The 12,140-nt window shown below is 27.1% G+C and carries 15 protein-coding genes; all 15 read left to right on the forward strand.

Annotation, left to right across the window (positions count from 1 at the left end):
* The first annotated feature begins 108 nt into the window (after positions 1-108).
* The 15 genes from CHF27_RS08085 (at position 109) to CHF27_RS08155 (ending at position 12,095) form a co-directional block, all read left to right on the forward strand.
* On the forward strand, positions 109-1,401 hold the full coding sequence (locus CHF27_RS08085; RefSeq protein WP_095405508.1) for a helix-turn-helix domain-containing protein: 1,293 nt from the start codon (positions 109-111) through the stop codon (positions 1,399-1,401).
* A 134-nt stretch (positions 1,402-1,535) separates the two neighbouring features.
* Positions 1,536-2,483, forward strand: coding sequence for a hypothetical protein (locus CHF27_RS08090; protein ID WP_095405509.1), 948 nt, complete (start codon positions 1,536-1,538; stop codon positions 2,481-2,483).
* 105 nt (positions 2,484-2,588) lie between these two features.
* Positions 2,589-3,179: a sulfurtransferase-like selenium metabolism protein YedF gene (yedF, locus tag CHF27_RS08095; RefSeq protein ID WP_095405510.1), complete on the forward strand. Its 591-nt coding sequence runs from the start codon at positions 2,589-2,591 to the stop codon at positions 3,177-3,179.
* 115 nt (positions 3,180-3,294) lie between these two features.
* Positions 3,295-3,558: a DUF3343 domain-containing protein gene (locus CHF27_RS08100; protein WP_095405511.1), complete on the forward strand. Its 264-nt coding sequence runs from the start codon at positions 3,295-3,297 to the stop codon at positions 3,556-3,558.
* A gap of 15 nt (positions 3,559-3,573) precedes the next feature.
* Positions 3,574-3,774 carry a DUF951 domain-containing protein gene (locus CHF27_RS08105; protein ID WP_095405512.1) on the forward strand — a complete coding sequence of 67 codons (201 nt, stop codon included), beginning with the start codon at positions 3,574-3,576 and terminating at the stop codon, positions 3,772-3,774.
* Between the two features lie 99 nt (positions 3,775-3,873).
* Positions 3,874-5,076: an aminotransferase-like domain-containing protein gene (locus tag CHF27_RS08110; protein WP_095405513.1), complete on the forward strand. Its 1,203-nt coding sequence runs from the start codon at positions 3,874-3,876 to the stop codon at positions 5,074-5,076.
* Positions 5,077-5,377: 301 nt separating this feature from the next.
* On the forward strand, positions 5,378-5,656 hold the full coding sequence (rpsF, locus tag CHF27_RS08115) for a 30S ribosomal protein S6 (RefSeq protein ID WP_095405514.1): 279 nt from the start codon (positions 5,378-5,380) through the stop codon (positions 5,654-5,656).
* 40 nt (positions 5,657-5,696) lie between these two features.
* Positions 5,697-6,143 carry a single-stranded DNA-binding protein gene (locus CHF27_RS08120; protein WP_095405515.1) on the forward strand — a complete coding sequence of 149 codons (447 nt, stop codon included), beginning with the start codon at positions 5,697-5,699 and terminating at the stop codon, positions 6,141-6,143.
* Positions 6,144-6,161: 18 nt separating this feature from the next.
* Positions 6,162-6,389 carry a 30S ribosomal protein S18 gene (rpsR, locus tag CHF27_RS08125; protein ID WP_095405516.1) on the forward strand — a complete coding sequence of 76 codons (228 nt, stop codon included), beginning with the start codon at positions 6,162-6,164 and terminating at the stop codon, positions 6,387-6,389.
* Between the two features lie 96 nt (positions 6,390-6,485).
* Positions 6,486-6,806, forward strand: a complete 321-nt coding sequence (locus CHF27_RS08130; protein ID WP_095405517.1) for a MazG-like family protein — start codon at positions 6,486-6,488, stop codon at positions 6,804-6,806.
* Positions 6,807-6,813: 7 nt separating this feature from the next.
* Positions 6,814-7,770, forward strand: a complete 957-nt coding sequence (locus CHF27_RS08135; RefSeq protein WP_095405518.1) for a DUF2232 domain-containing protein — start codon at positions 6,814-6,816, stop codon at positions 7,768-7,770.
* Between the two features lie 10 nt (positions 7,771-7,780).
* Complete coding sequence (locus CHF27_RS08140; RefSeq protein ID WP_095405519.1) at positions 7,781-9,775, forward strand: DHH family phosphoesterase; 1,995 nt, start codon at positions 7,781-7,783, stop codon at positions 9,773-9,775.
* A 1-nt stretch (position 9,776) separates the two neighbouring features.
* Entirely contained in the window at positions 9,777-10,226 is a 450-nt protein-coding gene (gene rplI / locus CHF27_RS08145; protein WP_095405520.1) for a 50S ribosomal protein L9, read from the forward strand.
* Between the two features lie 24 nt (positions 10,227-10,250).
* On the forward strand, positions 10,251-11,579 hold the full coding sequence (gene dnaB / locus CHF27_RS08150) for a replicative DNA helicase (RefSeq protein ID WP_095405521.1): 1,329 nt from the start codon (positions 10,251-10,253) through the stop codon (positions 11,577-11,579).
* 210 nt (positions 11,580-11,789) lie between these two features.
* Positions 11,790-12,095: a hypothetical protein gene (locus tag CHF27_RS08155; protein WP_095405522.1), complete on the forward strand. Its 306-nt coding sequence runs from the start codon at positions 11,790-11,792 to the stop codon at positions 12,093-12,095.
* The last annotated feature ends 45 nt before the right edge of the window (positions 12,096-12,140 follow it).

Genomic DNA, 12,140 nt, shown 5'->3' on the forward strand with positions numbered 1-12,140 from the left:
CATCAAATTATGGTAAATCGTGTAAATTTAAAGGGTGTTTTTAAGATAAATATAAGTTATAATTATATTATAAGAAATTGCTTTCAAAAGGTGGGGGGGAAAAATACAATGAATATTTTAAGTTTAGGAGAAAAAATAAAAAAGCTAAGAAAAGAAAAAAATATGACATTAAAAGAGTTAGCAGGAGATAGAATAACAGCAGCTCAAATAAGCCATATAGAAAGAGATAAATCTCATACAAGTTATGAATTATTAGAATATTTATCAGAAAAATTAGATGTAAATATAGAATACCTTTTGGAAACAAAAGAAATGCAATCTAAAAAAATAACAGATAATTTGATATTACAAAGTGAAATTTTTATCAAATGTAATGAATTAGATAAAGCTAAAAATCAAATTATGCAGGTAGAAAAAATTTGTAAAGATTATAATTTAACTGAAAATAACGGTAAATGTAATTATTTAGTTGCAACTATAAACTTAAAAAAAGAAAATCACAGTGAAGCTATAAGCAATTTTGAAAAAGCACTATATTTCTTTATAAAAAATAATGATAAAAAAAATATATTTAGATGTTATTTAAATATAGGTAATATATATCAAGAAGAAGCGTTTTATAAAGGTGCTATAAGTCATTTTAACTTTGCAGAAGAAGTTTTAATAGATAGTGGAATTGAAAATGCAGAGATATACAAAGAGTTATATAGTAAAATGGCAAAATGCTATATGAAGATAGATGATCCTCAAAATGCATTAGAATACATAGAAAAGATAAATACTATTGATAAACAAAATGATACAAAGGAAGAAGTAGAATTAATAATACTAAAAGCGAATACTTTATTAAGTGCAGGTAAATATGAAGAATCTAAAGATTGTTTTAAAAGAGCATTAGAAACAATAGAAAAAGAAGAAAATAAAACAGATTTAGCAAATATTTATTTGACTATAAGTGATATATATAGAGATATGGGAGACACTGAAAAAGTATTAGAATACTCACATATGGTTTATGATATCAAAAAAAGTGATGAAGATGAATGTATGATGAATGGATTATTTAAAATAATAGAGGCATACATTGATAGTGAAAAATACGAACTAGCTAGAAAGTATTGTAAATTAGCTTTAGTATCTTCTATCAAATATAAAAATAAATTTAATGAATATAGATCGTTAAAGTTATATTCTGATATGTATAAGAAACAAGAAGAAGTTACACCTGCTATAGAATATCTAAGCAAATGTATAAAAATAATATCAGAATTAGAAGATGGTAAAACTTTAGCAAATTTATACATAGATTTAGGACAATTATATTCAGGAATTTCTAAAGAAAAAGAATTAGAGTACTACCAAAAAGGTGTATTCATGTATAGGAATTTAGAAATAATTTAAAGAGACTCTTTTAAAGGAGTCTCTTTTATTTATATAGAATTATGTATATTAGTTAGGAGATGATAAGTGTGAAAAAATGAATTTTAATAGCGGTTTTAATATTAATTTTGTTTCTAAATCCTAGTAAATTGAATATGTTTAAGGATTCAGATTTCATAGAGAGTGATGCTGAAGCACTAAAAAGTATTAATTTAGATAAAGAAGCTCAATATGTAGATTATAAAGAAAAATTAATTTTATATGACAAAAACGAGGTTAAAAGTATAGATTGCAATGGGAATACTGTTTTCAGTTTAAATATGAAAATAAAAAACTGTAAAATAGACAGCAACTATTATATTGATATATTAGATAAAGAAAAAAACAAGGTATATAGTATAGATGCTAAAGGAAATTTTGTATTTAAAGAAAATGTTCCACCCGAAACTATAATATATAAGAGTATAAATGAACATACTTTTTTTACTGTATATAAAAAAAACAATAAAGAATACATAAAAATACAAGATGAACAAAAAAATGTAAACACAGAATTGGAATATAAAAATAAAATTACAGGAGTATATAATTTGGACGGCAAAATATTAGTTTCAGACATAGAAACAAGAAAAAATATTAGTAGCAACCTAGTTATATATGATGAAAATGGAAATCAGAAAAATAAATTAGCTTTTGATAATGCTATAATTGATATTTGTGTTGGAAAAGAATATTTATATGTAGTTTTTTTAGACAATATAGTAGTATTGGATTTTAATTTAGATAAAAAATCAGATATAAAAATAAAAGAGATAAATAAGATATCTAAGACAGATAATGATTATTTATATATAATTGATAAAGAAAAAAATTTATCGTATGTTGAAAAATTAAGCTATAAAAAAGGAAAAAATACAGAAAAGGCTGATGAAATAGATAGTATAAATGGTTCATATATAAGATATTTAAAAAACTCTGTTTATAATAAAAATGGAGACAAAATAATGGAGTATAAGCAAAATATAAAAGATAGTATTAAAATAGATAGTAAAACAATAGCTATAATTTTCAATAATTACTTAGAAATAGTAAAAATTTGTTAAATTATATTAATTTGAAAATATCAACTTATAGAAATAATCTATGACTATCTAAATAACATCTATGATAGAATAGATTTGAATAAATCTAAGGAGTTGATTTGAACTATGGTTATAGAAATAGATGCAAGAGGATTAGGTTGTCCTAAGCCAGTTATAAATACAAAAAAAGAATTAGATAAAATAGATCAAGGAGTAGTTATAACTACAGTAGATAATGAAATAGCTAAAGAAAATATTCTTAAGCTAGCGAAGTCTTTAAACTTAGAATCAAAGGTTATAAAACAAGAAAAAGATTTGATTTGTATAGAGATAATAAAGGGAGAAAATGTTATAATAGAACAAGATAAAAGTCTAGAATTAGAAGATAAATGTATATTTATATCTTCAGATAAAATGGGAAAAGGAAATGATGAATTAGGAAATGTACTTATAAGAGGATTTATATACACATTGACAGAGTCTAAGCCATATCCAAAAAGTATACTTCTTGTTAATGGAGGAGTAAGATTAAGTACAGAAAATGAAGATACTATAGAAAATCTTAAAATACTAGAAGAAGCCGGTGTAGAAATTCTATCTTGTGGAACTTGTTTAGATTACTATGGAGTAAAAGAAAAATTACAAGTAGGATCTGTTACAAATATGTATACTATAGTGGATACAATGAAAAATTCATCACAAACTATATCTATATAACGATTATAAAGGGGCTGTCTCAAAAATATAAAAATTTTGTGAAATAACCACAAAATTTTATTTTAAGACAATCCCTTTAATTAATTAAAATAAAACGACAGGAGAGGGATCAAAAATGAATCAGATGTTTATAGTATCATTTAACTCAACACATCATGCAATAAGATCAGATAAATTATTTAATGAAAATAATATTAAATCAACTACATTACCAACGCCAAGAGAAATAACTGCTAGTTGTGGTATATCAATTAGATTTTTATATGAAAATATTAACGAAGTCAAATCTATTTTAGAAGAAAATAGTATAGAGTTTAAAGGAATTTTTAAAATATCTAAATTAGATAACGGTAGTAAAAAAGTAGAGAAAATAGGTTAGGAGGTTGTAGAATTTATGCCATTAGATTTAAAAATTGGAGATATAGTAGAGTTAAAAAAACAACATGCTTGTGGCTGCAAAGAATTTGAAATAAAAAGAGTTGGAATGGATGTAAAAATAAGATGTACAAAATGTGATAGATTAATTATGTTAGATAGAGCGACTTTAGAAAAAAGGACTAAAAAAATATTAAAAAATAGTGAAGATAATAGTTAATAAATAAACTATTCAAAAAAGTATGAAAGTTTGTATCGGAATTTTCAAAAACTTGCTATAATTAACTTGAAAGGAATACTTTCAGGGGGGGATTTAATTATGGCTATTAAATTTGCAAGTAGAATGAAAGGTTTAAAAGGATCTGAGATTCGTGAACTTCTAAAACTTACTGAAAAACCGGAAGTAATATCATTTGCCGGTGGTCTACCAGCTCCAGAGTTATTTCCTATAGAGGAAATGAAAAAAATATCAACTTTAGTTCTTGAAGAAGACGGAGCATCAGCACTACAGTATTCGACAACAGAAGGCTTTGAACCTTTAAGAGAGCATATAGCTGATAGAATGAATAGTAAAAGTAAAACAAACATTACAAAGGATGACATTTTAGTAACAAATGGTTCACAACAAGGATTAGACTTTGCGGGGAAAGTCTTCTTAGATGAAGGTGACGTAGTATTATGTGAAAGTCCATCATATTTAGGAGCTTTAAATGCATTTAAAGCATATCTTCCTAAATTCATAGAAGTTCCAACAGATAACAATGGAATGATAATGGAAGAGTTAGAAAAAATACTAAGCACAACTGAAAGAATCAAAATGATTTATGTTATACCAGATTTCCAAAATCCAACAGGAAGAACTTGGCCTTTAGAAAGACGTAAAAAATTCATAGAATTAATAGAAAAATATGAAATACCTGTAATAGAGGATAATCCATATGGTGAATTAAGATTTGAAGGTGATAATTTACCATCTTTAAAATCTATGGATAAAAAAGGTTTAGTTATATATCTAGGTACTTTTTCAAAAATATTCTGTCCAGGATATAGATTAGGATGGACATGTGCATCTCCAGCAATATTGCAAAAATTCGTATTTGTAAAACAAGGATCTGATTTACAAGCATCAACTATATCACAAAGAGAAGTTAGTAAATTTATGGACATCTATGATTTAGATGAGCACGTTGAAAAAATAAAATCAGTTTATAGAGTTCGTAGAGATTTAATGCTTCAAACTATGAAAGAAACATTCCCAGAAGGATTAGAGTATACATATCCAGAAGGTGGTTTATTCACTTGGGTAGAGTTACCAAGTCACTTAGATGCTAAAGAAATAATGGCAAAATGCTTAGAAAATGATGTTGCATATGTTCCAGGTGCATCATTCTTCCCTAATGGAGGAAAGACTAATCACTTTAGATTAAATTATTCAAACATGCCTGATGACAAAATTGTAGAAGGTATAAAAAGATTAGGTGCAGTTTTAAAAGAATTCATGGTAGAAAAATCAAATGCTTAATAAAATGTCAGAATTATTTATTATATAGAATAAAAAAGAGTGGTCAAATGACCACTCTTTTTTTTAGGGGAGATTGGGATGAAATATATTTAAGTTATGGGGGCTATATAATAATATTATTATCTATATAAAGGAAAATTATACGTATTTCAAGGAAAAAATACGTAATAATAAATTAGTAAGAATAAAATCAAATTGACATTTTTGAAAATGGGTGATAAAATGTGTAGGTATGAGATTTTATTCTCTATTCTCTGCTCTACGAAGTAGAGCCGTTAAGTCCAAAGGGAGGTGAAATATAGTGAAAAATTATGAATTAGTTTATGTAGTAAAGCCAAACTCTGAAGAAGAAGTAAGAGAAGCTGTACTAAACAAGATCAAGGAAGTAGTTGCTACTGAAGGTGAAGTAGTTAACGTTGACGTATGGGGAACTAAGAAATTAGCTTATCCAATAGCTAAGTTCACAGAAGGACATTACGTATTAGTTAACTTTAAATCTGGAGCTGACGTTCCTAAAGAGATAGACAGAAACTTAAAGATAAACGAAAACGTAATAAGACACATGATAGTTGTTGCTTAATAACTAGTTTTATTATATAAAAAAAATAGGCGGTGTTATTATGAACCATGTAGTACTAGTGGGTAGATTAACAAGAGACCCTGAGTTAAGATACATCGCAGGAACAGGAACACCAGTAGCTAACTTTGCAGTAGCTGTCGACAGAGAGTTTTCAGGCAAAGATGGTAAAAAGGAAACTGACTTTATAGATATACAAGTTTGGGGCAAATCTGCTGAGAACTGTGCAAATTATATTGGTAAAGGAAGTTTAGTAGCTATCCAAGGGTCTATAAGAATAGATAGTTATCAAAATCAAGCTGGTGAAAATAGAAGATCTTTTAGAGTAAATGCTAATAGAGTTCAATTTTTAGATAGTAAAAACAAATCGGAAAGTTCATATAAATCAAATAATCAAGGCTTTGAACCGAATTTTGAGCCAAGCTTTGAACCTAAAGGATTAGATCCTCAAGGTTTCCAAGCTATAGATGATGATGATATACCATTTTAGAAAAGGAGGGGAAACACTATGATGAACAAAAAGAGACGTAAGAAAAAAAGAGTTTGTCAATTCTGTGCATCTAAAGACGCTAGAATAGATTACAAAAACACTCAAAGATTACAAAAATACGTAACTGAGAGAGGTAAAATATTACCAAGAAGAATCTCTGGAACTTGTGCTAAGCACCAAAGAGAATTAACAGTTGCAATAAAAAGAGCTAGAAATATAGCACTTTTACCATATACATTAGACTAAGAAAAGGACGAGCCATAAGGCTCGTTTTTTTGTTTATCTGGTTAAATATATTATTATTTATGTTATAATATTTATATATTAAGGAGGGGGGCAGCCGTGAGATTAGATAAAAGTTCAGATGTAACTAAAAATATTAGGATTATAGAATGGATGAAGACTGAAATGCTAATGAGCGTAGGCGATTTGTTTAACCTTATTTTTAAAGGTGTAAAACCATTAGATGAAGCACTTCAAGACACTTTAGCAAATATAATAATGATAACTTACCTTTTAGCAAAAAGATTGGGAATTAATTTTAAAGAAATAGATTATAAGGTAAAGGAAAAGATAAAAATAGGAATAGGTGAAAATCATAGCGTTGAAAGATGGTATGGTGATTTAACCAATTTAAAAGAACATTTGGACAATAGGGAGTGATTCTAAATTGAATAATAAAATTAGACTATCTCATGTATCAATGATAGTCTCATTAGCTGTGGTATTGTCTTTAATGACAGCATATGTTCCCATGTTAGGTATACTTAGTTTGGTAATACCAGTGCCGTATGCAATAATAGGTACCCTATCAAATAAGAAGTATTCTATATTATCTATAGTCGTAACGTTTTTAATACTTATGTTCAGCGTTAGCCCTATATACTCTGTAAATATATGTATATTGAGTGTGATACCGGGTATTATTATAGGTAATATAGCAAAAAAAGGAATGGGACAAAAAGAGTACAATAAATTTGAACCTATATATGGAGGTATAATTGCATTTGTAATATCTACAATTGTTTTTTTCTTTGTAGCAAAAATAATATTTAATATAAATTTAATTACTGAATTAATGGGTATTATGGAAAGTAGTATTCAGTTACAATCAGAAATTATAAAAGATACAGGGTCAAAAATGATTGAAGGATTAAGTATAAATGATTTATTAAAATATATAGGTAACATGATTCCGACAATGCTATTTTTTAAGTCAATGATATCGGCATTTATAACATATTACATAGAAGTAATTATATTGAAAAGAATTAAGATAGTAAACTTTCAAACACCTAAGTTTACTGAATTTTATTTACCAGGAAATGCTATAACGGTATCTTTTTCACTATATTTACTTGTTCTATTATTAGAAATCATGAATGTGAATCTACATACTGAGCTAATAATGATTAACTTACAAATGGTATTTAACGCTATGTTTATAATACAAGGAATAGCAGTTTGTATACATTACGTTAAAACTAATAGAAAGAAAGGTTCAAGTAAACTTATTTTCTTTGGCGTAATTTTCTTATGCATAACAGGATTTATGGGAATATCATTTATTGGTATGTTAGACAGTATAATTGATTTTAGAAAGGTAAGAAGCTACAAATCCATTTAGGAGGGTAGAAATGAGGAATAAGTCAACCTTTAAGATAAATATGCCAGAAATAAATCTATATATAATTCTCATAGGAATAGCTAGTATAGCTCTTCTTTTTTATAATTTATATATAGGTTGTTTATTTTTCTTTGGTTTTATATATATAGTCGTTCATAATTGGCGAGTGACTAATATTAGAAAAAAAGAATGGACTAAATATATTCAAAATTTATCTCTAGACATAGATGAAACTACAAAAAAGGCTATAATGAATCTTCCAATACCTCTTTGTATACTTGAATTTGATGGAAGAATATCTTGGTATAATGACAAATTTTACGAAATGACAGCTTCAGCAGAGTTATTAGGTATAAACATTGATAAGGTAGTAGAAAATTTAAATCTTAGGAAAGTTTTAAATGAGAATAAGGAAATGTATACAGAAATAAACTATAAAGGAAGAGATTACAGTATAGTTTATAATGTTATAAAAAATGAACAAGAAAAAAATGCAAAATATTTAATGATGCTTTACTGGATAGATAGAACTGAGTATCTTCAATTGCAACAAGATTATTATGATGAAAAAAATGTAATAATGTTAATACAAGTTGATGGATATGATGAGGTTTTAAAAAGTGCAGATGAAGATAAAAGAGCGTTAATAAGTGTAGAGGTTGAGAGAACACTATCATCATTAGAGTCTACATCTAAGGGAGCATTAAAGAGAACGTCAAAAGATAAATTTATATTAATAATGGATAAAAAAGAATTAAAAAAATTAGAAACTGAAAAATTTGCTATTTTAGATACAATAAGAAAAATTGATTATGGAAATAATCTTCCTGTAACTATAAGTATGGGTATTGGTATAGATGGAGATACAATAAATGAAAATTTAAAACTTGCCAATGGAGCTCTAGACTTAGCATTAGGTAGAGGTGGAGATCAGGCAGTTATAAAAACTACTGATAAATTTGTATTTTATGGTGGTAAATCTAAAGCTGTAGAGAAAAAAACAAAGGTAAAATCTAGATTAATAGGTCATGCTTTAAGAGAAGTAATATTAGAAAGCAATCAAGTATATATAATGGGACATAAATATCCAGATATGGATGCTATGGGAGCAGCAGTCGGTATTTACGACATATGTAAATCTTGTAATAAATCTGCAAATATAGTTCTAAATTCAGCAAATGAATCTATAGAAGAGTTTGTAAAACGCTTGAAAGAAGCTGACTATTATAAAAATATATTTATAGATAAAGATGAAGCAATAAAAAGTTGTGAGAAAAATACACTAATAGTAGTTGTAGATACTCATAGACCTAACTTTACAGAATGTGAAGAATTATTAGGACTATCAGAAAAAATAGTAGTTATAGATCATCATAGAAGAGGTGTGGAATTTATAAATGATACAGTTCTTTTATTCCATGAGATATATGTATCATCTACATGTGAGATGGTTACAGAATTAGTTCAATACATGGAAGAAGATGTGAAAATAAATAAATTAACAGCAGAAGGACTTTTAGCTGGAATAAGTTTAGATACTAAAAATTTTGCTTTTAAAACAGGAGTTAGAACTTTTGAGGCAGCTTCATACCTAAGAAAGGTGGGAGCAGATACTATAGAAGTTAAAAAGTTGTTTAACTCTGATGTAAAAGATTTTTTAACTAAGGCAGAAATTATACAGAGTACTAAAATTATTAATAATAGAATATGTTTAGCGTATTCTAATTCAGAAATGGAAAATATAAATGTTGTTATTGCACAAGCAGCAGATGAATTGTTGAATATAAAAGAAGTGGAAGCATCATTTGTTCTTGGACACAAACATGATAAAGTATTTATAAGTGCTAGGTCACTAGGAAAAATAAATGTACATGTACTTATGGAAAAATTAGGCGGTGGAGGGCATATAGATATAGCTGGCGCACAGTTAAAAGATGTTTCACTAGAAGAAGCTTATAATAAAGTACATGAAATAATAGAACAATACTTGGAGGAGGAAGACTAAGATGAAAGTTATATTATTAAAAGATGTAAAGGGAACTGGGAAAAAAGGAGAAATGAAAGAAGTTAGTGATGGATATGCAAGAAACTTCTTATTACCTAAAAAATTAGCTGTTCCAGCTGATAATACAGCAATAAAAGAACTTAATGAAAAGAAAAAATCTCAAGAGATAAAATCTCAAAAAGAATATGAAGCAGCTGTTGAATTAGGAAAGAAAATGGAAGAAATGAATATAGTTATATATTCAAAAGCTGGAGATGGTGGAAGACTATTTGGATCAATAACTTCTAAAGATATAGCAGAACAAATGAAAAAGCAACACGAAATAGAAGTAGACAAGAGAAAAGTTTTATTAGATGAGCCTATAAGAGTGTTAGGTTCAAGATTTGTTGAAATAAAGATACATCAAAAAGTAGTTACTAAAATAAGAGTAGATGTAAAAGAAAAACAATAGACAGTATACTCGAGGTGATAAAAAATGGAGGACGCAACTAGAATTCCTCCGCATAGTATTGAATCAGAACAGTCTATTTTAGGTTCTATCTTACTTGATAAAGATGCCATAATAACAGTCACAGAAACAATAAAGCCAGAAGACTTTTATAAAGAGGCTCATAAAATAATATATGAATGTATGATTAAGTTAAGTAACAAAGGAGAACCTATAGATTTAATAACATTGACGGAAGAATTAAAAAAACAAGGACATTTAGATGATGTAGGAGGAATTAGTTATATTACAAGTCTTTCTACCATAGTACCAACGACTTCGAATGTAAAGTACTATTCAGATATAGTAAAAGAAAAATCAGTTCTTAGACAACTTATAAGAGCTTCTAATGACATAATAAATTTAGGATATGATGGAGCTACTAAAGTAGAAGATGTTTTAGAAAAGGCTGAAAAGAGAATTTTTGATATATCTCAAGAGAAAGCAAGTGATGATTTTAAATCTATAAATTTAGTTTTAATGGATGCTTACGACATGATAGAAAAGTTATATACTAACAAAAGTGATGTAACAGGTATAACTACTGGGTTTAAAGATTTAAATAAGAAAATTAATGGTTTACAAAGAACAGACTTGATACTAATTGCCGCTCGTCCGGCTATGGGGAAAACAGCATTTTCTCTAAACTTAGTTCAAAATGCTGCTTTAAAAGGTGGCGCTTCTGTAGCTGTATTTAGTTTAGAAATGTCTAAGGAACAATTAGTTCAACGTATGTTGTCATCACAATCGCATGTTGAACTTAAAAAAATAAAAACAGGAACACTTGATGAAAATGATTGGCCTAGAATAATAGATGCAATGGCAGTTTTATCTAATTCAAATATACATATAGATGATACTCCAGGTATAAAAATTTCAGAGCTAAGATCAAAATGTAGAAAATTAAAGATAGAAAAAGGTCTAGATTTAGTTTTAATAGATTATCTTCAACTTATGGAAGGTGAAGGTAACAATGAAAGTAGACAACAAGAAATAGCTAAAATTTCTAGATCATTAAAAATATTAGCTAAAGAATTAAATTGTCCTGTTGTAGCACTATCACAGTTATCACGTGCTCCAGAACAAAGAGCTGACCATAGACCAATGTTATCAGATTTAAGAGAATCTGGTTCTATTGAGCAAGATGCAGATATAGTAATGTTTTTATATAGAGACGAATATTACAATCCTGATTCAGAAAGAAAAAATATAGGAGAAATTATAATTTCTAAGAATAGACATGGCGAAACTGGATCTGTAGAATTAGTATGGTTAGGAGAAGTTCAACAATTTGCAGATAAAGCAAGAGATATGTAAATATCAACAAATATCCACAGAACATGCTTTCTCATAAGAAAAAACATGTGGATATTTGTCCCAAAATATGTATAAACATTGAAATTTAAGTGAATATTTATCCACACTATCCACAGATGACCTGTTGATAAATGTGAATAAATAGTAAAGCAAGCTATTAGCTTGCTTTACTTGTGTATAAATATAAATTTTTATATGGGGGAAAATGTGTTGAATATAAATATAATATATATATATCCAAAAATAATAGAAGTAAACAAAGAGATTAACTTGTTAAGAATAATAGATAAAAAAATCAAAGAAACAATCGTTTTTTATGCTATAAAGAAAAATAGTTTTTATGAAATATACATAATTAATACTATGTTAGGAAATTATATTAATATTTGTAACGTATCTAATGAAAAGGAACTAAATAGCTTAATAAGTAGATTCAAAGGATATGAAAAAGAAATAAAAGAAATAAATGATTTATGTATTATAGAAAAATACATATTAAATCTAATAAAAAAGTAAAAAGGTTTGAAAATATATCGAATGTTTGTTAAAATATATAGGTAA

This window comes from Romboutsia maritimum (assembly GCF_002251085.2).
In the GTDB taxonomy this organism is placed as follows: Bacteria; Bacillota; Clostridia; order Peptostreptococcales; family Peptostreptococcaceae; genus Romboutsia_B; species Romboutsia_B maritimum.